The organism is Limnobaculum allomyrinae, assembly GCF_016649425.1.
Classification (GTDB): Bacteria; Pseudomonadota; Gammaproteobacteria; order Enterobacterales; family Enterobacteriaceae; genus Limnobaculum; species Limnobaculum allomyrinae.
Map to the genome: position 1 here is coordinate 52,498 of NZ_JADRCR010000009.1, position 25,638 is coordinate 78,135.

General features: G+C 47.3%; 23 protein-coding genes and 1 pseudogene. 5 read left to right on the forward strand and 19 right to left on the reverse strand.

Annotation, left to right across the window (positions count from 1 at the left end):
- Positions 1-108 precede the first annotated feature (108 nt).
- The gene (locus tag I2494_RS15730) at positions 109-1,572 is read left to right on the forward strand and encodes an aminotransferase-like domain-containing protein (RefSeq protein WP_218467816.1); all 1,464 of its coding nucleotides are present in this window, start codon (positions 109-111) and stop codon (positions 1,570-1,572) included.
- On the opposite strand, the gene kdpE is transcribed toward I2494_RS15730, so the two are convergent.
- The 6 genes and pseudogenes from kdpE to kdpF form a co-directional block, all read right to left on the reverse strand.
- Positions 1,562-2,251, reverse strand: a complete 690-nt coding sequence (kdpE, locus tag I2494_RS15735) for a two-component system response regulator KdpE (RefSeq protein WP_218467817.1) — start codon at positions 2,249-2,251, stop codon at positions 1,562-1,564. The genes I2494_RS15730 and kdpE overlap by 11 nt on opposite strands.
- A pseudogene (gene kdpD / locus I2494_RS15740) lies at positions 2,248-4,947 on the reverse strand (two-component system sensor histidine kinase KdpD). Before kdpD ends, kdpE begins: the two are co-directional and overlap by 4 nt.
- 8 nt (positions 4,948-4,955) lie before the next feature.
- Positions 4,956-5,534 (reverse strand): potassium-transporting ATPase subunit KdpC, encoded by a 579-nt coding sequence (gene kdpC / locus I2494_RS15745; RefSeq protein ID WP_218467818.1) that lies wholly within the window; start codon positions 5,532-5,534, stop codon positions 4,956-4,958.
- A 23-nt stretch (positions 5,535-5,557) separates the two neighbouring features.
- Complete coding sequence (kdpB, locus tag I2494_RS15750) at positions 5,558-7,624, reverse strand: potassium-transporting ATPase subunit KdpB (RefSeq protein ID WP_218467819.1); 2,067 nt, start codon at positions 7,622-7,624, stop codon at positions 5,558-5,560.
- Positions 7,625-7,652: 28 nt separating this feature from the next.
- Entirely contained in the window at positions 7,653-9,326 is a 1,674-nt protein-coding gene (kdpA, locus tag I2494_RS15755) for a potassium-transporting ATPase subunit KdpA (RefSeq protein ID WP_218467820.1), read from the reverse strand.
- Positions 9,326-9,415, reverse strand: coding sequence for a K(+)-transporting ATPase subunit F (gene kdpF, locus I2494_RS20725; protein WP_218467821.1), 90 nt, complete (start codon positions 9,413-9,415; stop codon positions 9,326-9,328). The genes kdpA and kdpF overlap by 1 nt, the downstream gene beginning before the upstream one ends.
- 328 nt (positions 9,416-9,743) lie before the next feature.
- On the opposite strand from kdpF, the gene I2494_RS15760 reads away from it, so the two are divergent.
- The 3 genes from I2494_RS15760 to I2494_RS15770 all read left to right on the forward strand — a co-directional run bounded on the left by I2494_RS15760 (position 9,744) and on the right by I2494_RS15770 (position 13,558).
- Positions 9,744-10,070 carry a 1,4-dihydroxy-2-naphthoate prenyltransferase gene (locus I2494_RS15760; RefSeq protein ID WP_218467822.1) on the forward strand — a complete coding sequence of 109 codons (327 nt, stop codon included), beginning with the start codon at positions 9,744-9,746 and terminating at the stop codon, positions 10,068-10,070.
- Positions 10,071-10,288: 218 nt separating this feature from the next.
- The gene (locus I2494_RS15765; protein ID WP_218467823.1) at positions 10,289-11,656 is read left to right on the forward strand and encodes an NCS2 family permease; all 1,368 of its coding nucleotides are present in this window, start codon (positions 10,289-10,291) and stop codon (positions 11,654-11,656) included.
- Positions 11,657-11,908: 252 nt separating this feature from the next.
- Positions 11,909-13,558, forward strand: a complete 1,650-nt coding sequence (locus I2494_RS15770; RefSeq protein WP_218467824.1) for a Na+/H+ antiporter — start codon at positions 11,909-11,911, stop codon at positions 13,556-13,558.
- A 113-nt stretch (positions 13,559-13,671) separates the two neighbouring features.
- Here I2494_RS15770 and I2494_RS15775 read toward each other — a convergent pair whose 3' ends face one another.
- Positions 13,672-14,154: a cold-shock protein gene (locus I2494_RS15775; protein ID WP_218467825.1), complete on the reverse strand. Its 483-nt coding sequence runs from the start codon at positions 14,152-14,154 to the stop codon at positions 13,672-13,674.
- A gap of 188 nt (positions 14,155-14,342) precedes the next feature.
- Here I2494_RS15775 and I2494_RS15780 point away from each other — a divergent pair, with 188 nt between their 5' ends.
- The gene (locus I2494_RS15780; RefSeq protein WP_218467826.1) at positions 14,343-15,041 is read left to right on the forward strand and encodes an RluA family pseudouridine synthase; all 699 of its coding nucleotides are present in this window, start codon (positions 14,343-14,345) and stop codon (positions 15,039-15,041) included.
- 142 nt (positions 15,042-15,183) lie between these two features.
- Here I2494_RS15780 and I2494_RS15785 read toward each other — a convergent pair whose 3' ends face one another.
- From I2494_RS15785 to acuI, 12 genes are all read right to left on the reverse strand, one after another.
- A complete protein-coding gene (locus I2494_RS15785) occupies positions 15,184-15,720 on the reverse strand; it encodes a hypothetical protein (RefSeq protein ID WP_218467827.1) in 537 nt (178 codons plus the stop codon).
- 146 nt (positions 15,721-15,866) lie between these two features.
- Positions 15,867-16,163, reverse strand: coding sequence for a DNA-binding transcriptional regulator Fis (gene fis, locus I2494_RS15790; RefSeq protein WP_029096993.1), 297 nt, complete (start codon positions 16,161-16,163; stop codon positions 15,867-15,869).
- A complete protein-coding gene (dusB, locus tag I2494_RS15795; protein ID WP_218467828.1) occupies positions 16,145-17,152 on the reverse strand; it encodes a tRNA dihydrouridine synthase DusB in 1,008 nt (335 codons plus the stop codon). The genes fis and dusB overlap by 19 nt, the downstream gene beginning before the upstream one ends.
- Positions 17,153-17,494: 342 nt before the next feature.
- Positions 17,495-18,385 carry a 50S ribosomal protein L11 methyltransferase gene (prmA, locus tag I2494_RS15800; protein ID WP_218467829.1) on the reverse strand — a complete coding sequence of 297 codons (891 nt, stop codon included), beginning with the start codon at positions 18,383-18,385 and terminating at the stop codon, positions 17,495-17,497.
- Between the two features lie 47 nt (positions 18,386-18,432).
- Positions 18,433-19,881, reverse strand: a complete 1,449-nt coding sequence (panF, locus tag I2494_RS15805; protein WP_218467830.1) for a sodium/pantothenate symporter — start codon at positions 19,879-19,881, stop codon at positions 18,433-18,435.
- The gene (locus I2494_RS15810; RefSeq protein WP_218467831.1) at positions 19,871-20,116 is read right to left on the reverse strand and encodes a YhdT family protein; all 246 of its coding nucleotides are present in this window, start codon (positions 20,114-20,116) and stop codon (positions 19,871-19,873) included. Before I2494_RS15810 ends, panF begins: the two co-directional genes overlap by 11 nt.
- A gap of 202 nt (positions 20,117-20,318) precedes the next feature.
- Positions 20,319-21,674 (reverse strand): acetyl-CoA carboxylase biotin carboxylase subunit, encoded by a 1,356-nt coding sequence (accC, locus tag I2494_RS15815; RefSeq protein ID WP_218467935.1) that lies wholly within the window; start codon positions 21,672-21,674, stop codon positions 20,319-20,321.
- 23 nt (positions 21,675-21,697) lie between these two features.
- Positions 21,698-22,156: an acetyl-CoA carboxylase biotin carboxyl carrier protein gene (gene accB / locus I2494_RS15820; protein ID WP_130592770.1), complete on the reverse strand. Its 459-nt coding sequence runs from the start codon at positions 22,154-22,156 to the stop codon at positions 21,698-21,700.
- A gap of 40 nt (positions 22,157-22,196) precedes the next feature.
- A complete protein-coding gene (gene aroQ / locus I2494_RS15825; protein WP_218467832.1) occupies positions 22,197-22,640 on the reverse strand; it encodes a type II 3-dehydroquinate dehydratase in 444 nt (147 codons plus the stop codon).
- Between the two features lie 220 nt (positions 22,641-22,860).
- The gene (msrQ, locus tag I2494_RS15830; RefSeq protein ID WP_218467833.1) at positions 22,861-23,475 is read right to left on the reverse strand and encodes a protein-methionine-sulfoxide reductase heme-binding subunit MsrQ; all 615 of its coding nucleotides are present in this window, start codon (positions 23,473-23,475) and stop codon (positions 22,861-22,863) included.
- Positions 23,475-24,476: a protein-methionine-sulfoxide reductase catalytic subunit MsrP gene (gene msrP / locus I2494_RS15835; RefSeq protein ID WP_218467834.1), complete on the reverse strand. Its 1,002-nt coding sequence runs from the start codon at positions 24,474-24,476 to the stop codon at positions 23,475-23,477. Before msrP ends, msrQ begins: the two co-directional genes overlap by 1 nt.
- 167 nt (positions 24,477-24,643) lie before the next feature.
- Entirely contained in the window at positions 24,644-25,621 is a 978-nt protein-coding gene (acuI, locus tag I2494_RS15840; protein WP_218467936.1) for an acrylyl-CoA reductase (NADPH), read from the reverse strand.
- Positions 25,622-25,638: the final 17 nt, after the last annotated feature.

Sequence of the window (25,638 nt, forward strand, 5' to 3'; positions counted from 1 at the left end):
ATAATAGGGGTGGTAAATGAAAGGTAACAGATACAGAAAACTGATATTTTAATGGATACAGTTGTGATAGCGTATTAAGTCGTCGATGCTTTTTACCGGGGTTCATTCATGTCAGATAATCATGATTTATCGTTATATTTGCAGGTTGCTGATGGTGTTGTTGAATCAATTCGTCGCGGTGTGTTGCAGGCTGGGGATCGGTTACCTTCCATTCGACATGCGGCTCGTAACCGTAATGTAAGTATTAATACGGTACTGGCGGCCTATCGTAATCTGGAGGATCGTGGCGTTATTGAGGCGCGCCCTCAGTCCGGTTATTACGTCAGAGCGCGTTTGCCGCAAGTGAATAAAACAGCGATGCCGGTGACCCCCATCTCTTCTCCTAAGCTGGAAGTTCTGGATTTGATCGACATGGTTTTTGCCGCACAGCAGAACCCTGAGTTTACCGATATCTCTTTAGCCTGTCCGGTTGGTGAAGCGTTTTATCCGGCAAAGAAGCTATCCCGTCTCTTAAATCAATTATTACGTTCCCAACCTAATATGATAGGTACCTATAGCCTGCCGCCGGGCAGCCTGCGATTGCGGCAGCAGATTGCCCGCAGAACGCCTTTGCTGGGAATGTCTCTGAGTTCTGATGAGATTATTTTGACTCATGGTTGTCTGGAAGCGCTGCAACTGGCGCTGCGTGCGGTGACTAAACCAGGAGATTGTGTCGGACTGGAGTCACCCACCTATTTTTATATGATCTCTATGGTGGCGATGCTGGGGCTTAATGCAGTAGAGATTCCAACTGACTCACAGCATGGCATCTCAGTGGATGCCGTTGAAGCGCTGTTGAAAGAGAAGAAAATTGACGCTCTGATGCTGATGCCCGGCGTGCAAAATCCATTAGGTTGCAGTATGCCGATAGAAGAGAGACAGCGTTTAGCGAAGCTGGTTAATCAATATCAGGTTCCTATGATTGAAGATGGTCTTTACTCTGAATTGCAGTTTTCTGGTGATTTGCTACCGACAGTAAAAGCGTTTGATAAAGATGGCTGGGTGATTTTCTGTACCAGTTTTACCAAAACGCTGGCGGCAGATTTTCGTATTGGTTGGATGTCCGGTGGACGTTTTGCAGAAAAATTACGCCGGCTAAAAGCGCTCTCATCGATGTCTGAACCCACTATTCTGGCGGAAACGCTGGGGCAGTTTCTGACCACCGGTGGATACGATCATCATTTGCGCGGGTTGAGAAAACGCTATGCCTTTCAGATGCAGGAAGCTCGTGGATTGATAGCTCGCTATTTCCCTGAGGGAACGCGGGCAACTCAGCCTTCCGGGGGATTTGTCTTATGGGTAGAACTTCCGTTGAATGTTGATGGTGTAAAACTGTTTCACGCCGCGTTGGCAGAACACATTAGCCTGACGCCGGGGATGCTGTTTTCACCCAGCGGGCGTTATGCGAATGCGTTTCGACTCTCCTATTGCTACACCTTCAATGAACATTATATTGCGGCTATTAAGCGAGTCGGAGAACTGGCCTGTGAAATGGCGTCAAGTGTGCCTGAGTCTGAAGAAATCAGGGCATAAAGCGATAGCCAACCCCGATTTCGGTCAACAGATGTTTTGGCCGGGCCGGATCCCGCTCCAGCTTTTGTCGCAGATGCCCCATATAGATGCGTAAATAATGGCCATGTTCAACGCTATTGGGGCCCCATACGTTGTTGAGCAATTGACGTTGGGTTAGAACTTTACCGGCATTGGCTAATAGCTCTGCCAACAGCCGAAATTCGATGGGCGTCAAATGAATCGCTTCCCCACCTTTCATCACCTGACGATTGATTAAATCCACACTGATATCTGAAAAACTGATAATCGGTTGGTCTTTCGTGTTGCCGGAACGATGCCGTAATGCAACGCGTACTCGAGCCATTAACTCGCTAATACCAAAAGGTTTCACCAGATAGTCATCGGCACCCGCATCCAGCGCCTGCACTTTATCTTCTTCAGCGATACGGGCAGAAAGCACGATGATCGGCACTGAGCTCCACTGACGCAGGTCGAGAATAAAATCCAGGCCATTACCATCAGGCAGACCCAAGTCCAGAATAATCAAATCTGGTTTACGGGTGGCGGCCTCCATGAGTCCGCGTTGCAACGTTTCACTTTCGTAAATCCGGCAGTTTTCATTTTCCAGTGCGGCCCGGACAAAACGCCTTATCTCTTTTTCATCTTCTACGATAAGAATCGATAATGAGGGTTGGGTCATGATTCTTCCATACTGGTTATGATTTCGGGTTGTGGTTCCAGAGGCAAAGTGAAATAAAACCAGGCACCACCATCGGGGCCATTTTCTGCACGGATACTACCACCATGAAAATGAATAATAGCCTGACAAATTGCCAGACCAAGCCCAATGCCATGAATGGCAGACTCTTTATTGCCCCGGGAAAACTTATCAAATATTGCCTGTTCTTGCCCGTGAATAATACCGATACCGTTATCCCGTACGATAACTTCAATGGCCTGTTGCTCTGGTTGAACGGTTGCACTGATACTAATCGTGGCTTGGGAGCCTGCATATTTCACCGCATTTTCCAGCAGATTAAGAAAGACGCGTTCAAGCAGAGACGAATCGCAATTAATCAACGGTAAATCTGGTGGAATATGGATAATAACGCGATTCTCTTCCAATATCCCTTCCAGTGTATGCAGAGCGCTGCCAACGATCTCCTCCAGTGATTGCCACTCTTTTTTTAGCGTAAAGCCGCCGGACTGGATACGGGCCATATCCAGTAGATTATTCACCAGCTGTGCCGTGCTTAAAATATACTGACGGATCTTCTCGGCTTGCTGATAGTGAGCAAGATGGCTTCTTTTCAAATCCGATGCCAGTATATCGGTTTGCCCCAGCAATACGGTCAACGGGGTGCGCAGATCGTGGGATAAGGCCGCCAGCAGAGAGTTACGTAATTGCTCCCGTTCTGAACTCAATTTTGCTTCCTCGGCGGTGTGAATCAAATAGAGTCGTTCAAGAGCATTAGAAATGAGAACGCTATAGGTTTGAAGCAACCGTTGTTGTTCCGGCACCATAAGCTGTCTCAGGCTGGAGGGTTCAATGGCTAAAACACCCAGCGTTTTGTTTTGGCTGATTAATGGCTGTAATTGATAAGGAACACTGGGTAAGGTATCGGTGCCGGAGCCAGCGGGCTGGCGTTTATCAAAACACCAGTGAGCGATGGATTCGTCAACGACCATCGATAACTGGTTATCTGATTTCACTTCTTGTAATCGGTTATCTCTGTCCGGTAGTAATAACCGGCTTTTGGCATTAAAACTGCCGTTGATAAAACGTTCGCTACTTTTTGCAATATCTTCAATGCTTAACGCCTGACTGAGGACTTTTGACATTTCATACAGATGTCGAGCTCGTTGCTCGCGCAATCTGGCGACTTTTGCCTGATAGCGCACGCCGGAAGTCAGGTTACCGATAACCAAACCGACACTCAACATGACGCAGAAGGTAACGATATATTGAGCGTCGGTGACTGACAGTGACCAGCGGGGCTGAACAAAAAACAGATCGAAACTGGCAACGTTAATGATGGTGGCAAAAACCGATGGCCAGCGGCCATAGAACAGGGCGATGATGACCACGCCCAGCAAATAGATCATGACAATGTTCGCCAGATCGAACATAGGCAGCTGCCATTGTGCCAGCAGAGTAATTAAAGAACAGAGCAGAATAGCAACAGCGCAGCCGCACAGTTCTAATCGCCATTTTTCTGTAACGGGGCGGTTATCGCTCTCTTTCGCGGGTAATGGGTTCGGTGTGTCTTCTACTGCAATAATCACCAGATCGAGGTCTGGCCCTAATTTCCCCAGACGATCGGCAAAGCTACTTCGAAGTTTCCAACGTTGTTCACTGCGGCGGCCGATGAGAATTTTCCCCAGGTTATGTTCCCGGGCATAGCGCAAAATAGCTTGTTCTTCGCTGGGATCGGAGAGCGTTGCCGTTTCTGCTCCCAGCTCTTGTGCCAGTTTGAGAGACATCAAAATCGCACGTCGTTGGCTTTTCGGCATTTTATGTAGCCTTGGCGTTTCAACATATACCGCATGCCAAACACAACCCAACTTGGCTGCCAGTCGGGCAGCGGCTCTGACTAATTTATCGCTACCGGAATGACGGCCGATGCACAGTAAAATGGCATCCCGGGTATGCCACACCCGCTCCTTTTCACCGGTTTTTCGATAGGCTTGCATCTGCTCGTCTACCCGATCGGCAGTTCGGCGTAGCGCCAGCTCTCGCAGGGCGATCAGGTTGCCTTTACGAAAAAAGTGTTCAATTGCCCGTTCAGCCTGCCCGGGCAGATAGACCTTACCTTCATTCAGGCGCTGGCGCAGATCGTCCGGTGGAATATCCACCAGAATAACGTCAGTGGCATCATCAAACATATGGTCAGGCACGGTTTCGCGCACCCGAATGCCGGTAATACCACCGACAACATCATTCAGACTTTCCAGATGTTGCACATTGATAGTGGTGAAAACATCAATACCGGTACTCAATAACTCTTCTACGTCCTGCCAACGTTTAGGATGGCGTGAACCGGGAGCATTGGTGTGAGCCAACTCATCAATCAGTATTACCGCCGGATGGCGAGCAAGGGCAGCATCAAGATCGAACTCTCGGATCTGATGGTTACGTAGCTGAATTCGCTTTAATGGCAGGGTTTCCAACCCATCTAACAGCGCGGCCGTTTCATCACGTCCATGGGTTTCAATAATTCCCGCGACCACATCCAGCCCCTGAGTTCTCAGGCGCTGTGCCTCCTGTCACATGGCGTAGGTCTTTCCTACCCCGGCGCAGGCACCAAAAAAGATTTTTAACTTGCCACGGCACTCTTCATTTACCTGAGCAAGCAATTGGTCCGGATCGGGCCGCTGGATTTCATTATCTGACATAACGATGCTTACTGCCCCGCCTGAGTTGTACTATCCAGAGCTAAATTTAGCTCAAGTACATTGACCACTGGTTCACCGAGAATACTCAGCGGGGTTTGTGTATGCAATTTAATTAATTGCCTAACCTGTTCCGGTGCTAAATGGCGAGCAGAAGCCACTCTTGGTACTTGAAAGTAGGCGCTTTGCGGGGAAATATGCGGATCTAACCCACTGGCAGATGCCAGTACTAATTCAGCGGGAAGGGAAATGCTGGCATCAGGGTTAGCCTGCCGTAATCGTTGAATATCAGCCTCAATACGCAGCTTCAATACTGGATTGCTGCCCGCCAGATTACTTCCTCCGGAAGAGAGCGAGTTGTAAGGTTCGGTGGCGGTGGCAGAAGGGCGCCCGCTAAAGTAGCTCGCCTGACTGAAAGCCTGTCCAATCAGGGCTGAGCCCACAATTTTATTCTGCACCGTGATTAAGGAACCGGCGGACTGCTGAGGAAAGAACAAGTGAGCCAGTCCGGTTACCGCCAGAGGATAAATGAGTCCGGTAATCAGTGTGATAAATAACAAAAGCACGATAGAGGGACGTAAATAGTTCATATACAGGTATCCAGTTTAAGGTGTTATGCCAGACCAATCAGGGTTAACAACATATCGAGCAGTTTGATGCCAATAAATGGCACCAACAGACCACCCAATCCATAGATAAATAAATTGCGGCGTAGCAGCGCTGGAGCCGTCATTGATTGATAACTCACGCCTTTTAATGCCAGCGGAATCAGAAAAATAATAATCAGCGCATTAAAGATAACCGCAGCAAGAATGGCGGAAGTCGGCGAACTTAACTGCATAATATTCAGTACATTAAGTTGAGGATAGGTGGCCGCAAAAGCAGCCGGAATAATGGCGAAATATTTGGCAACGTCATTAGAGATGCTAAATGTGGTCAATGCTCCCCGGGTCATTAGCATCTGTTTACCGATATGTACTACTTCAATCAGTTTGGTAGGATTTGAGTCCAGATCCACCATATTCCCGGCTTCTTTCGCTGCCTGAGTACCTGAATTCATGGCAACGGCAACATCGGCCTGAGCCAGCGCAGGGGCATCATTGGTGCCGTCTCCGGTCATGGCGACCAACCGACCTTCCGCCTGATATTGACGGATCAGCGCCAGCTTAGCCTCTGGCGTTGCTTCCGACAGAAAATCATCGACACCGGCTTCGGCTGCAATAGCGCCAGCGGTCAAGTGATTGTCACCGGTGATCATCACGGTTTTTATACCCATTAGCCGTAACTGAGCGAAACGTTCTTTGATGCCACCTTTAACAATATCTTTCAGCGCCACGACCCCTAAAACGGTAAGGTTGTCCGCCACGACTAACGGGGTTCCACCAGTACGAGCCACTCGCTCTACCAGTTCGTTAACCTCCACAGGAAAAACCTGCTGATTAGATTGCAAATAGTTACGGATCGCATCAACGGCACCTTTACGTATTTTTCTCTCCTGAATATTCACGCCGCTCATTCGGGTTTGAGCCGAAAAAGGTATAAAAGAGGCATTCAGGTTGCTGATATCCCGCTCACGCAAATTAAAGCGCTGCTTTGCCAGTATCACAATGCTGCGACCTTCCGGGGTTTCATCAGCCAGTGAGGCGAGTTGAGCGGCATCTGCCAATGTTTTTTCACTCACTCCGGGAGCGGGTAAAAATTCCGATGCCTGACGATTCCCCAGTGTGATGGTGCCGGTTTTATCCAGAAGTAAAACATCAACATCACCCGCCGCTTCAACGGCGCGGCCGCTGGTAGCGATAACATTGGCCTCCAGCATTCTGCTCATACCGGCAACGCCAATAGCAGACAACAAGCCGCCAATGGTGGTAGGAATTAAGCAAACTAACAGCGCTATCAGAGTAATCACGCTAACCGCAACGCCTGAATGGTTACTTTCAACGCTGAAGATAGAAAATGGCAGAATAGTGACGGTCGCCACTAAAAATACAATAGTTAATGCAATGAGCAGAATACTTAGCGCCACTTCATTTGGTGTTTTGCGGCGTTTAGCTCCCTCAACCATAGCGATCATTCTATCCAGGAAGGTTTCTCCCTGATTGACTGTACTGCGAATGATTAACCAGTCAGACAGTAGGCGGGTACCTCCGGTAACCGATGAAAAATCACCACCCGCCTCACGGATAACCGGAGCGGACTCACCGGTGATAGCACTTTCATCGACGGAGGCTCCTCCCTCAACGATCTCCCCGTCACAGGGAATGGTTTCGCCTGCTTTAACCAGTACTACATCTCCTTTTTGCAGCTGTTCAGATGTGACTTGTTCAGAGGAAGCATCAGGATGAGGTTCCAGTAATCGGGTAGCCCAACTGGTTTTCTTGACCCCTTTCAGGCTTTCAGCCTGTGCTTTACTGCGGCCTTCGGCCAACGCTTCAGCCAAATTAGCGAACAAAACGGTAAACCACAACCATAGCGCAATACTGCCGGTAAACAGGGCGTTGCCGTCAGCCATATCGGCCAGAATTGCCAGCCAGATAACACTAGCCATCAGGCTTCCCAGATAGACCACAGACATCACTGGGTTTCGCCACTGAACGCGCGGATCCAGTTTCTTTACTGCTTCCAGTAGCGATTGTTGTATCAGTTTGGTCGCAAATAATGTGTTGTGTTGACGAGTCATAATGATTTCTCTTTGTTTACCTGCGGAATTAAAACTGAAGGTATTCAGCGATTGGCCCCAGTGCCAGAGCGGGAACAAAGGTCAGCGCTCCCACTAACAAAATGGTGCCAATTAACAGGCAAATAAATATCGGGCCATGAGTGGGTAATGTTCCGCTGCTGACAGGCTGTTGCTTCTTCTCTGCCAGCGAGCCAGCGATGGCTAATACCGGTACAATGACGCCAAAACGGCCCGCCAGCATTACTAACGCAAGCAACAGGTTATAGAACGGGGTATTGACGCTAAGTCCGGCAAAAGCGCTACCGTTATTATTGGCAGCAGAAGAAAGGGCATACAGGATTTCGCTAAAACCATGAGCGCCGGGGTTGAGGATGGCTGTTTTGCCGGCATCGACACTAACCGCCAGTGCAGTACCTGCCAGCACCAGAGTTGGTGTAACCAGTATTGCTAAGGCCGTCATTTTTATTTCAAAACTTTCGATCTTTTTGCCTAAATACTCGGGGCTGCGACCAATCATTAATCCGGAGACAAATACCGTTAATAAAACAAACAGCAACATGCCGTAAAGGCCAGAGCCAACGCCGCCAAATATGACTTCGCCAATCTGCATTAGCCAGAGGGGAACCATTCCACCAAGGGCGGTAAAAGAGTCATGCATAGCGTTCACTGCGCCGCATGAAGCTGCGGTAGTGACGACAGCGTATAGTGCGGAAGCCACTAAGCCAAAACGGCTCTCTTTGCCTTCCATATTGATGTTGTTGAGCCCTAACGCTGTCAGGTAATCGGAACCATTCAGTTCAGCATAGAAAACCGCAATAACCGCCACGATAAATATCAGCGACATACAGTATAACAATGCATTGCTTTGGCGGGTGTCACCCACTGCGCGACCAAAAGCCATACACAAGGCACAGGGAATAAGAAATATTGCCAGCATCTGTGCCATGTTGCTAAGGGCGGTTGGGTTTTCAAATAGATGAGCTGAATTGGCGCCAAAGAATCCACCTCCGTTAGTTCCCAGTAATTTTATTGCCTCCTGAGAAGCTACTGGCCCCATTGGCAGAACTTGCGATGTTCCCTCCAGTGTTGTCAGATGAAGATAAGGGCTGACATTTTGGATAACGCCCTGACTGACAAAAAAGAGTGCCAGTAACAAAGAGATCGGTAGCAAAAGATAAATAACAATTCGCGTCAAATCGACCCAGGCATTACCGACCGTAGGAGATAACTTTCGGCTAAAGGCGCGGATAAATACCAGCGCAACGGCAATACCGGTTGCTGCGGATAAGAAGTTCTGCACCGTTAAGCCAACCATTTGACTGAAATAACTGAGGGTGTTTTCACCGCTGTAGGCCTGCCAGTTGGTGTTGGTAACAAAGCTAACGGCAGTGTTTAGCGCAAGATGCCATGACAGGTTAGGCATCTTTTCCGGATTGAGCGGGAGCCATGCCTGAGTCATCAGTAAGACGAAAAGCAAGATGAGCCCACAGAGATTAAATATCACGATGGCCAGAGCATACTGATATTTAGTCATCTCTCTTGGCTTAACGGTACCACAGCGCCACAGCTTTTTTTCTATCTGCATGATGTGGTAGGGCAGTTCACCATCAATTAATCGTACCAGTAAGAGGCTCAATGGCAGCGATAAAATGAGTAATGTGCCCAGGAATGCAGCGATAGTCAGTAGCAGGGTAATGGTCATTAGAAATCCTCCGCATGAAATAGCGCATAAATGAGGTAGCCGAGTAGGGCAACAACAATTAGCACTCCGACAATAAGGCTTAGGCTCATGGTAATTTCCTGAATGGCGTTTTTATGGGTAGTACGAGAAGGGTAGCTATCGGGGTGCAAAGATTTTGATAAAAGACATTTAAAAAACGTAAAAATAATATAAGAATTGAGGAATAACGATGGGTTAACGACAGGATAGGTGTTGTCTGGCAGCAATGGTCAGCCAATTCCTCTTTTCAGGGGATTTCTCCGAGGCTATTAATTGCTATAGTAACCGGGCTCTCGCAACAGAATTCAGAGCCAGGATAACAGGGTCAATTTTAAGCAGTAATAAATTTATCTCTTTTTGGGCTAATTTCATTTTTTATTCTAATTTAAGGTTTTTTTCATGCTAAGACGCATTTCCTGGATTTTAGGAGCATTATCCCTGCTGATTCCCTTTGCTTTATATCTATGGCAATGGTCGCAGCATCAAAAATTACTGGCGTCTGGTTTAGCTGGCGATGAGCTGGGCTGGACCTTAAGCGTGGTATTGGTTGATGTATTTGTTGCTGGCTTTATTGCGTTTATCGCTTTACTGGTGAATGCTATTTCACTGTACCGCTTGCCGGAAGGTGAGGAGTATAATCCGGTGATCAGAATTATTGAGCTGGTACTTTTAGGCCTGCCTCTATTAGCCTGTCTGTTCTTTTTGGGTGTGTCGATGATGCACTAATTTCGGGCGTCAGTGCCACTGCTGCTTTATTAATCCGCTTATTGTTGTTTTCTTACCGAATAGCACAACAATAAGCGGTTTTTGTTTCCTCAAATTACCTCCCGCGTAAAAATCTCTCAAAATTTGATAATAAAAGTTGAAATGGGGGTATATAAGCTCAGATAATCGTTTGCCTTAACTGTTTATATTGATTTTTACTCCTTTTGAGGACATCACCAATGTCGAATGTTAACGATCGGGACACGAGTTCTTCCGATCAGAAAGGTTCTCTTGACCGTTATTTTAAGATTTCTGCTCGGGGCAGTAGCGTCCGTCAGGAAGTTTTGGCTGGCCTGACAACTTTTCTGGCGATGGTTTACTCTATCGTTGTGGTTCCGAGTCTGTTAGGGCAAGCGGGTTTTCCGGTTGAAACCGTGTTTGTTGCCACTTGTCTGGTTGCGGGGCTGGGTTCTTTAGCGATGGGCCTGTGGGCTAACTTACCGATGGCGGTAGGTTGTGCTATTTCTCTCACCGCGTTTACCGCATTTAGTCTGGTGTTAGGGCAGGGGCTGTCTATTCCGGTCGTGCTGGGAGCGGTATTCCTGATGGGGGTACTGTTTACGCTAATCTCTGCTACCGGCATTCGGGCATGGATTTTGCGTAATATTCCTATTGGTATTGCTCATGGTACCGGTATTGGTATCGGGCTGTTCCTGTTAATGATTGCTACCAGCGGCATTGGTGCTGTAGTTAAAAACCCGGGTGCGGGTTTACCGGTACAGTTCGGTGATTTCACGTCATTTCCTGTGATGATTGCTTTTATTGGTCTGGCGGTGATTATTGGTTTAGAACGTCTGAAAGTACCGGGTGGCATTCTGCTGGTGATTGTCGCCATTTCTGCATTAGGTCTGATCTTCGATCCGGCAGTCACCTATAAAGGTATGAGTTCAATGCCATCGTTGGTGGCAAAAGATGGTACCTCGCTGATTTTCAGTCTGGATATCATGGGAGCGCTTCAACTGGCAGTTCTGCCGAGTATTCTTGCATTGGTCATGACGGCGGTGTTTGACGCAACAGGTACTATTCGTGCCGTTGCCGGGCAGGCTAACCTGCTGGACAAAGATGGTCAGATCATTAATGGCGGTCGCGCACTGACAACTGACTCCGTCAGCAGCATGTTATCTGGTCTGGTAGGTGCTTCTCCTGCTGCCGTTTATATTGAATCTGCTGCGGGTACCGCTGCGGGTGGACGTACCGGATTAACCGCGCTGGTGGTTGGGGTACTGTTTCTGCTGCTGCTGTTTTTCTCGCCATTAGCTGGTCTGGTTCCGGGGTATGCCACAGCACCTGCGTTAATGTATGTGGGTCTATTGATGTTGAGTAACGTTGCCCGTCTGGATTTTGACGACTTCGTTGATGCGATGGCCGGGCTGATTTGTGCGGTATTTATCGTATTAACCAGCAATATTGTAACCGGTATTATGCTGGGCTTCGCTTCGCTGGTGATTGGTCGTGTCTGCTCGGGTGAGTGGAGAAAGCTGAATATCAGTATTGTGCTGATTGCTGCGGCACTAGTGACCTTCTACGTTGGTGGTTGGGCTATCTAAGGTTATTTTCTGACTGGCTTCGTTGTTTTATCGTATTTGGGGTAAATCAGCGAAGTCAGTAACACCTTCAATTTCCTTTCTTTTTTTCATTATTTCCTTCTCTCTCTATTCTTGCTGCACTTACCTGATACACGAGTTGTGTTGTAAAAGGCACGTTTTACTTTTAGCTATAAAAGGTATGGTGCTATTTTATTACTACCGCTTTTTAAATGGGTGGCAGGGGCGTTTTTGTCCGGTAGTTATGAGGGATTTATGGAAATATTTTTTACGATTCTGATTTTAATTTTGGTAGTTTCTCTTTCGGGGGTAGTGACCCGAATGTTGCCTTTCCAGATCCCTCTTCCTTTGATGCAAATAGCCTGTGGTGCACTGTTGGCGTGGCCAACTTTTGGTTTGCACGTCAATTTTGATCCTGAGCTGTTTCTGGTTCTGTTTATTCCGCCTTTGCTGTTTGCTGACGGTTGGCGTACTCCGCTACGTGAGTTTTTGCATCATGGCCGTGAAATTTTAGGCTTGGCGTTAGTGCTGGTGGTACTAACGGTGGTTGGTGTTGGTTATCTGATTCATCTGATTATTCCAAGTATTCCACTGGTAGCCGCGTTTGCTCTGGCTGCGGTATTGTCACCAACGGATGCGGTTGCGTTGGGCGGCATTGTAGGGGAGGGCAAGATCCCTAAATCCATCATGGGGGTTCTGGAAGGGGAAGCATTAATGAACGATGCTTCCGGCCTGGTTTCTCTCAAACTGGCGGTTGCTGTTGCCATGGGGGTGATGGAATTTACGGTTTATGGCGCAACGGTGGACTTTTTAATCGTTGCTGTTGGTGGCGTACTGTCGGGTATTGCAATTACCTGGCTATACAGCAAATCCTTACGGCTGCTTAGCCGCTGGAGCAGCGATGATCCGGCAACCCAAATCGTACTGATGTTATTGTTACCTTTTGCTTCCTATCTGGTGGCAGAACATCTTGGCTTCTCCGGTATTTTGGCATCGGTGGCGGCAGGTATGACCATCAGTCAGTCTGGGGTTATTCGAAATGCCCCTTTAACCATGCGTTTAAGGGGCAATAGCGTTTGGGCGATGCTGGAGTTTGTGTTTAACGGCATGGTCTTCATTATGTTAGGGCTACAACTGCCAGATATTCTCTCTGCCTCAATACTTCAGGCGGAAAGCGATCCTAATGTTGAGGTCTGGCATTTGTTTATGGATATCGTCTGGATCTATTTTGCGCTGATGATTATGCGTTTCTTATGGATCTGGCTGATGAAAATCTACAGTAAGCGTTTCCTCAAAAAGCATCCTTTGCTGTTTTCTACCTATGGCATCCGTGAAATCTTTATTGCGACGTTTGCCGGGGTTCGTGGTGCGATTACGCTGGCGGGTGTGCTTTCAATACCGTTGCTGTTAACCAGTGGTCTTCCTTTTCCTGCCCGTTATCAGTTGGTATTCCTGGCGACAGGGGTGATCCTGTTTTCGCTGGTAATGGGGGTGATTATTTTGCCTCTTCTGCTTAGAGGATTAGTGGTGACCGACAAGGCTACTCTGGAGGAAGAGGTTCGAGTGGCCTGGGCATCCATGGCGGAAGTGGGCATTGTGAGTCTGGAAAAACTACGCGACCGTATTGAGGCCAGTAGTGAGGAGAACGTTGATCCCCATATGCTAACGGAGGTCAGTTCAAGGGTTATTGGTACGTTGCGTAAACGCATCTATACCAGTGATGAGCGAGCCAGAGCACTGGAAGATGAACAGCTGGAACGGCGCTTTCGCTTAACGGCACTAAGAGCCGAACGCGGTGAGCTTTACCACCTGCGGGCAACCCGCAAAATCAGCAATGAGACGTTACAAAAGGTGCTGTATGACCTGGATCTGCTGGAGACGTTGTTGGTGGATAAGGTACATTGATATGGTTCGCTGGTAGCGTACTCTGTTTTTTTAGATGTAAAAGGGGCTTTTTAGCCCCTTTTATCGGTGATGTTGATTTCATTACCGGGTCGTTTATTTCCGCCTGAATTATTTCAGACTTTGAGCATTTTCACCGTAGCATCCACGTCTATCTCATCTTCTGAGAAAATTAACGTCGTTCCCTGAAAGGTGGTGATCGCGAGTTTTTTTAGCGTGCGCATTTCACCCGATTTAACGGCTGGTTTCGGTCTGATGCTATTCATCAGTATACCCACAGACAGCACCACATTATCTTTATCAATATGGGGATCGGCGGACACGTCTTCGCTGTAAACCAGATAAGACCGAATCGACGTAAGTTTAATGCGCTCACCCGCGATATAGATGTATTTGCTTTCCGGTACAACTTTCACCGAATGAGCAGATAAACCTTTGTTATTTGTGCCGGGTTCAAAAGTTACTGCGGCATCTTTCTTAATCAGCTCAGGGTTGGCGACTTTAATCACATGAAAATAACGGTTATCACCGTTTTCATCTTTGATAAATCCAAAACCTTTATCTTCAAACCATGTTGTGATCGTTCCATTCATCGCCATTTCCACCTGCTTAATCGTTTATTAACTCAGTTTTTGCAACGCGCAGTGTAAAGCACAATGGCTGCGCAGACTATGTCTTTGGTTTAAGTATGGATGATAAATTTTGGGGATGCGTGGGAAACAATCAGATTCGCCAGTTGGTTTAGAATTGGTTATCATCCGCTCCCACTCTCCATCCGGATAGCCTGATGTCTAAGATTATTGATACCTTTATTGCCCCGCCGTGTCATGAAAAGATAGAGATTCTCTATCAGGATGATCACGTGGTGCTTATCAATAAACCAGCCGGGTTGCTCAGTCTATCGGGAAAAAATCCGCAAAATCTCGATTCGGTACATCATCGGCTGGTACAGATATTTCCTGGTTGTACTCTGGTTCACCGCCTTGATTTTGGTACGTCCGGGCTGATGGTGATTGCCCGCAATAAGGCTATCAATGTTGCGCTCTGCCAACAGTTCAGCCAGCGCACTGTGACCAAAATATACAGCGCACTGCTCTGCGGACATTTGGCCAATAATGAAGGCGTGATAGATATGGCGATTGCCAAAGATCCCGCATTGTTCCCGCTGATGTCAATTTGTGCCACCCACGGCAAACCCGCTCGTTCCTGCTATCGGGTTGTTGAGCGCTTTTATCATGAGTTGAAAGACGGGATATTACTGCCGTTAACGCGGGTAGAGCTAACACCGGAGACCGGACGCACCCATCAGCTTCGCATCCACTGTCAACAGTTGGGGCATCCTATTTGGGGCTGTGATTTGTATGGCGGTCGCCAACTGCCAGGCACTGAATGGACACCACGGCTGATGCTGCATGCCAGTGAGCTGCATTTTATTCATCCTGTCAGCGAAGCGTGGATCAAAGCCCATAATGCCAGTCCGTTCTGAAAGGGAAAGTGTCTGTAATGATGTCGCAACGAAAATATCTGAAGTAATGCTGAAATTCTTAATTAATTGATTTTTATCATATCTTTTGGTTAAAATGGCGACGCGCAAAATACCAATAAGCGAATTTAACCCTTCTTATTAATTATTCAGATGCTAACCGACAAACTGTTTTTTGTGATGTCCCATTTGCATTATTTACATTATGGAACCATTCATTATTGCTGATTTCGACCTGTTCATAGGGAACGGAATAGCCCCTATCTTTATATCTGTTAATAAACATCAGCTCTAACTCTTTGCTTGGTAAACCAGTAATGCTGACATTATCAAATTTCATCATTGAGGCAGAGTCTGAGAACGTAGTGGTTTGAGTACTACTTATTGTTATCGTTTTCCCATTCATAAAAGTCATCATTTCTTTCAGATCGTACGTTATGACATCCTTATCTTTTCCAATTAAAGTCGCGGTGGCTACTTTGGTTACCATTAGCTGAGTGACATCATTGACCTTTTCAAAAAATTCAGTCTGGCAGGTAGCTTCACTTCCAATGACCTGTTTAAAATAAAAGTCTTTAACTTCTTGTTGGGTTGATGCTAAGGCGGATGCTGATACGCTAACCAATAAAATGGTTAAGTAATATTTGCGAGAGATATCCATAATCATTTTTCTATCTTCCATGAATAAAAGCGCTTTCATCATAAACGACAAAAGAGTGACTAAGAAATCTTACATAAGCATAATTTTTTTGCCAGATAGCCTGTTAATAAAAAAGGCGCTTAGCCAAACAGCATAAGCGCCTTCTTAAATCAGTTAACTGATAGTTATCAGTTCATACCGTATTTTTTCAGTTTCTTGCGCAGAGTACCACGGTTGATACCCATCATGGTCGCAGCACGGGTTTGGTTACCGCGGGTGTACTGCATAACCATATCTAACAGAGGTTGTTCAACTTCGGCCAGTACCAGTTCATAAAGATCGTTAACGTCTTGACCGTTAAGCTGAGCAAAGTAGTTCTTTAATGCCTGTTTAACCGAATCACGCAGAGGTTTTTGAGTGACCTGGTCTTGTGAATTTACGGTAGCGACTGTTAGTACGTCAGAATTTACGCGTTGTTCGAACATAGTTCTGTTAGCTCTTCTATCTGTTTAGGCAAAATTTCAAAATATGCCCCCAGTGCATCCAGTTGCTCATTGGCATTCTCGATTGCATTGAAGGTGCGCCGAAACTGGTCATTTGGGGCATGTTCCTGCAAGTACCAGGAGACGTGCTTACGTGCGATGCGGAGTCCTTTGCCTTGACCGTAAAAGTCGTGCAATTCTCTCACATGCGAGGTTAACAAGCGTTCCACTTCGCCGAGTGGCATTGGTGGTAACAGCTCCCCAGTGTCCAGATAATGCTGGATTTCCCGGAAGATCCAAGGTCTTCCCTGAGCCGCTCGTCCTATCATCAGAGCATCGGCTCCGGTATAGTCCAAAACGGTTCTGGCTTTATGCGGGTCGGTGATATCCCCGTTAGCGATAACCGGAATATCTACGTTCTGCTTAACCGATCGAATGCTGTCATATTCAGCCTCACCGTTGAATAAACAACGACGAGTACGTCCATGTATGGTAATGGCCTGAATACCACTGCGTTCTGCCAGTTGGGCAATTTCAACACAATTACGGTTTTCCGGATCCCAGCCAGTGCGGATCTTTAATGTGACCGGAACGTCAACGGCGTTCACCACAGCACTAAGGATCTTCCCAACCAGTTCCGGATACAGCAACAGTGCAGATCCTGCCAGCTTGCGGTTAACTTTTTTGGCCGGACAGCCCATATTGATATCAATAAGCTGTGCTCCGTTTTCCACATTGATGCGCGCCGCTGCCGCCATATCTTCCGGATCGCATCCGGCGATTTGAACGGCCCGAATACCGAGCTCATCAAGGTGTACCATACGCAATCTTGACTTATCGGTACGCCAAACTTCCGGGTTGGAAGAAAGCATTTCCGAAACAGTCATTCCAGCTCCCATCGCATAACACATCGTTCTAAAAGGGCGATCTGTTATTCCCGCCATTGGAGCGGCGATTAAACGATTTGTTAGCTGAAGGTTACCAATGCGCATCGACAACGAAGACCATATATGTCTGCAAGGGCGCGTATATTACGCATTTTTTGAATCAGATGAAAGGACAAACTTTGAACAATCGACGACTAAAATCAAAGAAATAAAAGTGCTGAAGTGATTTATGATTTATTCGCTATATTTAACAATGGGTTATTCTATTGGGCTACTCAGCAGTCTTTTGCAAAAATTCCGCACTATAGGCTAATGGAAAAACGCTTTAGCAGGTTATTCATCTGCACTGGCAGGCAATTGTGGGTAAGTATCAGAGGATGTGCAAAAACTGAAGGGGTGATCTGGCTATACAGACAACCCCTTGCTTATGTTAAGATTTTAGCTAATTTAGTTGGTTTTTACTTTTACGCCAGTGATGCGGCACCACTCTTCTTTTTCCGCGACCGGATCGAGTAGGAACATCTCCTGATAGGCCTGAGCCACACCCTCAGCCTGAGTAGCTAACACGCCTGATAAGCCTAAATGCCTGCCAGCTAATGGCAACTGACTAATAATTGGCGCCAGTTCTCTTAGAGGGCCGGCAAGGATGTTAGCAACCACGACATCGGCTTGTAAGTCCTGAGGTTGGTCTTTGGATAAATAAAGAGATAAACGCTCAGAGACGCCGTTACGCTGCGCATTATCGCGGCTGGCCAGAATGGCTTGTGGATCGATATCAATACCAATAGCTTTTGCAGCACCTAACTTAAGAGCGGCGATGGCTAAAATACCGGAACCACAGCCGAAATCGATAACCGTTTTTCCTGTCAGATCCAGACTATCCAGCCATTGCAGGCAAAGTGCTGTAGTGGGGTGAGTTCCGGTACCAAAGGCTAAACCCGGGTCGAGCATCACGTTGACGGCATTAGCATCAGGTACCTCGCGCCAGCTTGGGCAAATCCATAGCCGTTCGCCAAAACGCATAGGGTGGAAGTTATCCATCCATTCCCGTTCCCAGTCTTTATCTTCCAATTGCTCGATTTTATGTACAAAATTGTTGCCCAACAGAGGGTTGTATTCCAGCATGGCAACCACTTGCTTCATATCTGTTTCTGCATCATACAGACCGATAACGTCAGTATCGCCCCACAGACGTGTTTCCCCCGGTAGTGGTTCAAATACCGGTACGTCGTGGGTATCCTGAAACGTGACAGAAACGGCACCACTCTCAACCAGTGCATCACCAATCTCTTCTGCTTTATCACCGGTGGTATTTAATTTTAACTGTATCCAGGGCATAGCAATTCTCTTTAAGGGATAAGCAAGTTATCCCGGTTGTGTAATGTTTATTTTACCGGAATCACCGGCGCATTGACCGAACGTTCACCCAGTTTATTACCTATCAGGAAGGTAATAATGCCGATGCTTAAGGCGGGAACAATAGGATGAAGGTCGAAAATTTGGATTTTGAGGGTGGCCAATACTGCGTAGCACAGGGCACCACAAACCATTGAGCACAGTGCCCCCTGAGCATTAGCCCGTTCCCAATATAAGCCTAATACTAATGGCCACAGGAATACGGCTTCTAATCCACCAAAGGCTAACAGGTTCCACCAGATAATCATTTCCGGTGGACGCCAGGCTGCCAGAATTAACAACAGCCCCAGAATAAAGGTCACGCTGCTTGATATGCGCGCCAGACGACGCTCATTACGGGCCTGTTCTGGTTTGAGGCTAAGATAGAGATCTTTGATTAATGTTGCCGATGACTGAAGCAACTGGGCATTAATGGTAGACATAATAGCTGCCAGCGGCGCGGCCAGAAAAATACCGGCAGCCATCGGCGGCAGAACTTTAATCATCAGCGTAGGGATCACCTGATCGGGAATGGTCAGGTCAGGCATTATTGCTCTTCCCAACGCACCCGCCAGATGCATGCTGAACATCAGAATCGCAACAATGATTGTTCCGATAATAATACCGCGATGTACTGCCTTACTGTCTTTATAGGCAATACAGCGCACAGCCGTATGCGGCAAACCGATGACGCCAAAACACACCAGTATCCAGAAGGAAGCCATAAACGGCAGGGATAGAAAGTCGTCTGCACCGGTGGGTGATAACAGTTTAGGATCGATTTGTTGTAGTTTATCGACGGCGGTACCTAATCCTCCGGCTGCATAGATTACGGCAACCAGCAGCAAAATGGCACCAATCAACATCACCATTCCTTGCAGGGCATCGTTCAATACGCTGGCGCGAAAACCACCGAAAGCGGTATAGAGCGCAATAGTCACGCCAAATATTAACAGACCAATGTCGTAAGGTACTCCGGCGGCTGTTTCCAACAGACGCGCACCACCGATAAACTGTACTGTCATTGCACCAATAAAGGCTAACAGCAAACTGATACTGGCGAACCAGACCAGCGTTTTACTTTGGTAACGGGCATACAGCACATCATTCAGCGTTACGGCATTGTAACGTCGGGCTAAGATGGCAAATTTCTTGCCTAATACGCCAAGTGACAGCCAAACCGCAGGCAACTGAATCATGGCTAACAGTACCCAGCCCAATCCATATTTATACGCAGCGCCGGGGCCACCGATAAATGAGCTGGCACTGATATAGGTAGCGGTCAGGGTCATTGCCAGAATAAAACCACCCATTGAACGGTCGCCAAGGAAATAGTCGTTAAGAAAATTTCCTTTCTGTCGTTTGGTATAGGCGTAAATCGACAGCCCAAACACCAGTACCAGATAGGCAACCAGTGGCAGTACGATATCAAGTTGCATCGTTATTATCCTCCAGCGGAATATCCCGGAAGACAAAACGCACCATAAACCAGCATAAGAGAATAAAAACCAGAGGAACCAGCAGACAGGCCATCTCAAACCAGTGAGGTAATCCGGTTATTCCCTGTTGGGTGTCTGGCAGATAAGCCGCCAGCGTCCAGGCTATCAGATAGGCTATGGTTAGCCACACTGCCCAGCGCGCTTCTTTATGAGCCTGAAGAAAACGAGGATCCAATATGTACTCCATCACGTTAAACAGTCAGAGGTTATGGGCCAAAGGATAGAATTGTACGGAAACGGATACGTTTGCCTAGGACTTTTTTGTGTTGCAAGAAAAACCAACAGTTTCGACAGATAGCAAGGAAGAGAAGATGCGCTTTAGGGTAGAAAAAAGGCCGATAATTATCGGCCTTTTCGGATGAGATGCTTCAGAAAAATTACTTCTCCTGAATACCCAGCATTTTTTCCAGATAGTGAATGTTGGTTCCGCCTTTCTCGAATCCTTTGTCATTCATAATCCGCAGTTGCAGGCTAACGTTGGTTTTGATGCCATCGATGATCAGCTCAGCCAGCGCATTCTTCATGCGGGAAATGGCGACTTCACGGGTTTCACCATAAGCAATCAATTTACCGATCATGGAATCATAGTATGGCGGTACGCTATAACCGGCATAGATATGAGATTCCCAGCGAATACCGAAACCGCCCGGAGCATGGAAACGGGTAATCTTGCCCGGAGAAGGCAGGAAGTTATCCGGATCTTCTGCGTTGATTCGGCACTCAATAGCATGACCATGCACCTGAACATCTTTTTGTTTGATAGACAGTTTTTGGCCATCTGCCACACGCAGCTGTTCTTTAATCAGGTCAACGCCGGTGATCATTTCGGTAACCGGGTGTTCTACCTGAATACGGGTGTTCATCTCGATGAAATAGAACTCGCCGTTTTCATACAGGAACTCAAAGGTACCTGCACCACGGTAGCCGATTTCTACGCAGGCTTTAGTACAACGTTCACCGATGCTGCGACGCAGTTCTTCAGTGATGCCAGGTGCTGGCGCTTCTTCAACCACTTTCTGGTGGCGACGCTGCATAGAACAGTCACGTTCTGCCAGATACACCGCATGGCCCTGGCCATCCGCCATAATCTGAATTTCGATATGGCGTGGGTTTTCCAGGAATTTTTCCATGTATACCATGTCGTTGTTGAAAGCCGCTTTGGCTTCCGCACGAGTCATGACAATGGATTCTTCCAGATCTTTGTCGCTACGCACTACGCGCATACCGCGACCGCCGCCGCCGCCGGAAGCTTTGATGATAACCGGATAACCGATGCGCTTAGCCAGCTCACGGTTTCTTACCATATCATCATCCAGTGGGCCATCAGAACCAGGAACACAAGGAACCCCAGCTTTCTTCATGGCATGGATAGCGGAAACTTTATCACCCATCATACGAATGGTATCGGCTTTAGGGCCGATAAAGATAAAGCCAGAGCGCTCTACCTGTTCGGCAAAGTCTGCGTTTTCAGACAGAAAACCATATCCCGGGTGGATCGCATCGGCGCCGGTGATTTCGGCAGCGGCAATTAACGCAGGGATATTCAGATAACTTTTAACTGACTGAGCAGGGCCGATACAAACGGTCTCATCTGCCAGCAGTACGTGTTTTAAATCGCGATCGGAGCTGGAGTGAACGGCGACAGTTTTAATGCCCAGTTCTTTACAGGCACGCAAAATACGCAGGGCGATTTCACCCCGGTTCGCGATAACCACTTTTTCGATTTTGTCCATTTTTTTAGACATAGCTCGCCTCGTTATTCAATGATGACAAGCGGCTCGTCAAATTCTACCGGCTGCCCGCTTTCTAACAGGATCGCTTTTACCACGCCTGATTTATCAGCTTCAATTTGGTTCATCATTTTCATCGCTTCAACGATACATAAGGTATCGCCAACAGAAACGGTTTGACCCACTTCAATAAACGCTTTTGCGTCCGGGCTCGGTGTACGGTAGAAAGTACCAACCATTGGCGAGCGAACGATGTGGCCACTGATAGCCGCTGGTGCAGCGGCTTCAGCTGGCGCAGCAGCAACAGGTGCTGGCTGAGCAGCTGGTGCCTGAGGCAGGGCATATTGCTGCATTGGCATAGCATAACTACCAGCAACAGGGCCGCGGCTGATACGTACTGACTCTTCGCCTTCAGAGATTTCCAGCTCATTGATGCCAGACTCTTCAACCAGTTCGATCAGTTTTTTAATTTTACGAATATCCATAGGTGTGATTCCGTATTCTCTTGTTACGTGGAATAAAAAGTTATTGCAAACGGCGCAGGGCAGCTTGCAGAGCAAAGTCATAACCGTCGGCACCGAGGCCACAAATCACACCCACTGCAATATCAGAAAGATAAGAGTGGTGTCTGAATGGCTCACGAGCATGGACGTTAGACAGGTGGATTTCAATAAATGGAATATTGACGGCCAGCAACGCATCCCGAATGGCTACGCTGGTATGGGTAAACGCTGCCGGATTAATCAGAATAAAATCAACTGAGCCACGAGCTTGATGAATCGCATCAATAATCTCGTACTCGGCATTTGATTGCAGATGAGAAAACGCTACGCCTGAGCGCAGAGCTTCACTCTCTAATTTGGTCACGATGTCAGTCAGGGTCGTATGTCCATATTTATCAGGCTCACGCGTCCCTAACAGATTCAGATTAGGGCCATTTAACAGCAAAATGTGCGCTTTCTTCGTCATTGTGCTGACATCTCCGGCAATCAAACAATAATCGGTAAAAATAACTCGATGTCAGCCAATTGTCACTCTTCTTCTTGTGAAATTGTATGAACGGATCAAATTAAAGTGCGCCATTATAACTATTTCGCCGAAATTAGCAGCTGTTTACTGGTCTTATCAGCGAAGATAGTTTAGGCGGTATCAGGCAAAGCCTTGGCAGAGAAGCCTTCTCGGGTCAAAATTATTTGCCTCTTTGGTACTTTTCCCACCACTTTCTCAGCTTTTTATAGCGATATGCCAACAAGAATAGCGAGATTCCGGCATAGATCACCAGCTCCAGCGAGAGCACTTTAGTGGATAACAGGGCGTGTATTGGTGCCAGTATTGCTACCACATAGATAAAGTTATGGATAGTTTGCCAGTTAGAGCCTAATTTTCGCTGGAAGTTCTGTGTTGAAGTCAGAGCCATTATCAATAATATTAACCAACTGATAATACCCAGAATAAGGTAGTTACGTTTAATCAGCTCTTGTAATAGCAGAGAGATATCTAAACCCAGCTCTAAAACGCTGTAGCAAATCAAATGTAAGGTTGCCCATGCAAAACACCATAACCCAAGCAGTCGTCGGCAGCGAATCAGTATGGGCTGATGAAGCATTTTGGCCAAAGGGGTTACTAACAGGGTTGCCAGCAATAGCTTGAGTGCCATTCTGCCGGTGTAATGTTGAATATCTTTTGCTGCATCAGCACTGAGCCACCCCTGATTAATGGAGAGTAGCAACCACAGCAGCGGAATAAACGCCAACAGATGTAATATCAGTTTTAGCCATTTAATGTTTTCTGACCTGATTTTCACTAAAAGTGGCTCCGTAAATCTAACCCTTGATAAAGTGAAGCAACCTGATCGCCATATCCGTTGAACAAGAGTGTGGGCTGACGTTTTACATCCAACAGTCCGCTACTACCAATAACGCGTTCCGTAGCCTGAGACCAGCGGGGGTGATCCACCTGAGGATTCACGTTGGCGTAAAATCCATACTCATCTGGCGCACCTAAATTCCAGGTGGTAGGTGGCTGCTGTTCCACCAGTTTGATCTCCACGATGGATTTAATACTCTTAAAACCATATTTCCAGGGGACAATCAGTCGAACGGGAGCACCATTCTGATTTGGCAATGTTTTGCCGTATACCCCGACAGTTAATAGTGTAAGGGGATGCATGGCTTCATCCATACGCAAACCTTCAACATAGGGATAGTCAAGCCCCCCACCAATATAGCGGCTTTTTTGTCCCGGCATACTTTCCGGATCGTAAAGAGTCTGAAAGGCCACATAGCGCGCTTTGCTGGTTGGTTCTGCCAGTTTGAGTAGTTTGTTTAGTTCAAAACCGAGCCATGGAATCACCATTGACCAGGCTTCCACACAGCGCAGGCGATAAATACGCTCTTCCAGAGGAAAACGTTTAAGGATGTCGTCCATATCCAGCGTTATCGGTTTGGCCACTTCACCGCTGATACGAATTTTCCATCCTTCAGTTTTTAGCGTTCCGGCATTAGCGGCCGGATCGGCTTTATCCAGACCAAATTCATAAAAATTATTGTATCCGGTGACTTTTTCTTCTGGTGTCAAAGGCAGGTTGGGGTGGTAGTTAGCGGATGGGGTAAATACCAGTGTTTTGCCTGCCGGAGTTTTAGGTTTGTTTCCACCGGTTAACCATGAGAGCAGTTCAGCCTGAGCGTGAAGAGGAAGCGCTAATGCAGCAGCACTGATGCCTAACGCCTGCAAAATTTTGCGGCGTTGATAAAACAGGTGCTCAGGTGTTACGGCGTTTTCAGTTAAGTGTGTTTTTCTGACCATGATAGATACTCTGTTAACAGACAATATTACGGATGATTAGACAAATCATTGTCCCAATCGTCCTGTTTTTCCAGAAATTAGGATGGGAATATTCTTATCGAGGGAGAAAGATGATGGTTTGATTTACCCCACCCAGAGACCGGTGGGGTATTATTTAAAGCGAAAAATCAGGCGATACTTACCAGTACCCGGCCGGTAACTTTGCCTGATAATAAGTTCTCTGCCGTTGCAGGTACATCTTTCAGTGTGATTTCGCTGGTGGCTAACTGGTAGAAGTTTTCTGGTAGTAACTCTGCCAGACGTTTCCATGCCTCAATTCGACGCTCTGTCGATATCATGACGGAATCCACACCCTGTAAACGCACATTACGCAGAATAAATGGCATTACGGTAGTGGGGAGTTGGTACCCACCTGCCAGACCACAGGCAGCAACGGTTCCGTTATAATTCATTTGTGCGATAACTTTAGCCAGCAGATCGCCACCGGCAACATCTACGGCACCTGCCCAGCGCTGTTTTTCCAGTGGCTTAGCGGCTTCACTAAAACTCTCTCTTTCCAGTACATACTTCGCACCGAGAGATAACAGATATTCCGCATTATGTAAGCGCCCACTGACAGCGGACACCTGATAGCCCAGCTTATGCAGCAGGGCAACGGCAGTACTTCCTACGCCACCACTGGCTCCGGTAACCAATACTTCACCGCTCTCAGGTAAAACACCACCTTCTTCTAATGCCATGACACACAGCATGGCGGTCAGACCTGCGGTACCAATGATCATTGCTTTGCGCTGATCCAACCCTTCAGGCATAGGAACCAGCCAGTCAGCGTTAACGCGAGCGCGTTCCGCTAAGCCGCCCCAATGAGTCTCACCGACACCCCAACCAGTGAGTATGACATTTTGTCCTGGTGAAAAGCGTGGGTCGTCACTGCTATGAACGGTACCGGCGAAATCGATGCCGGGCACCATTGGAAAATTACGAATAATTTTTCCTTTACCGGTAATCGCCAATGCGTCTTTATAGTTGATGCTGGACCAGTTGATATCAACGGTAACATTGCCTTCAGGCAGCTGTTCGGAGGTGACACCCTTTACTGATGCCAGTGTTTGTCCATCTTGTTGTTCAAGAACCAGAGCTTTAATCATTGTGTTTACTCTTA

Bases quoted from the DNA above. Each gene is read 5' to 3' on its own strand.
- I2494_RS15730 (WP_218467816.1), top strand. From the start codon at position 109: ATGTCAGATAATCATGATTTATCGTTATATTTGCAGGTTGCTGATGGT.
- kdpE (WP_218467817.1), bottom strand. From the start codon at position 2,251: ATGACCCAACCCTCATTATCGATTCTTATCGTAGAAGATGAAAAAGAG.
- kdpC (WP_218467818.1), bottom strand. From the start codon at position 5,534: ATGAACTATTTACGTCCCTCTATCGTGCTTTTGTTATTTATCACACTG.
- kdpB (WP_218467819.1), bottom strand. From the start codon at position 7,624: ATGACTCGTCAACACAACACATTATTTGCGACCAAACTGATACAACAA.
- kdpA (WP_218467820.1), bottom strand. From the start codon at position 9,326: ATGACCATTACCCTGCTACTGACTATCGCTGCATTCCTGGGCACATTA.
- kdpF (WP_218467821.1), bottom strand. From the start codon at position 9,415: ATGAGCCTAAGCCTTATTGTCGGAGTGCTAATTGTTGTTGCCCTACTC.
- I2494_RS15760 (WP_218467822.1), top strand. From the start codon at position 9,744: ATGCTAAGACGCATTTCCTGGATTTTAGGAGCATTATCCCTGCTGATT.
- I2494_RS15765 (WP_218467823.1), top strand. From the start codon at position 10,289: ATGTCGAATGTTAACGATCGGGACACGAGTTCTTCCGATCAGAAAGGT.
- I2494_RS15770 (WP_218467824.1), top strand. From the start codon at position 11,909: ATGGAAATATTTTTTACGATTCTGATTTTAATTTTGGTAGTTTCTCTT.
- I2494_RS15775 (WP_218467825.1), bottom strand. From the start codon at position 14,154: ATGGCGATGAATGGAACGATCACAACATGGTTTGAAGATAAAGGTTTT.
- I2494_RS15780 (WP_218467826.1), top strand. From the start codon at position 14,343: ATGTCTAAGATTATTGATACCTTTATTGCCCCGCCGTGTCATGAAAAG.
- I2494_RS15785 (WP_218467827.1), bottom strand. From the start codon at position 15,720: ATGGAAGATAGAAAAATGATTATGGATATCTCTCGCAAATATTACTTA.
- fis (WP_029096993.1), bottom strand. From the start codon at position 16,163: ATGTTCGAACAACGCGTAAATTCTGACGTACTAACAGTCGCTACCGTA.
- dusB (WP_218467828.1), bottom strand. From the start codon at position 17,152: ATGCGCATTGGTAACCTTCAGCTAACAAATCGTTTAATCGCCGCTCCA.
- prmA (WP_218467829.1), bottom strand. From the start codon at position 18,385: ATGCCCTGGATACAGTTAAAATTAAATACCACCGGTGATAAAGCAGAA.
- panF (WP_218467830.1), bottom strand. From the start codon at position 19,881: ATGCAACTTGATATCGTACTGCCACTGGTTGCCTATCTGGTACTGGTG.
- accC (WP_218467935.1), bottom strand. From the start codon at position 21,674: ATGGACAAAATCGAAAAAGTGGTTATCGCGAACCGGGGTGAAATCGCC.
- accB (WP_130592770.1), bottom strand. From the start codon at position 22,156: ATGGATATTCGTAAAATTAAAAAACTGATCGAACTGGTTGAAGAGTCT.
- aroQ (WP_218467832.1), bottom strand. From the start codon at position 22,640: ATGACGAAGAAAGCGCACATTTTGCTGTTAAATGGCCCTAATCTGAAT.
- msrP (WP_218467834.1), bottom strand. From the start codon at position 24,476: ATGGTCAGAAAAACACACTTAACTGAAAACGCCGTAACACCTGAGCAC.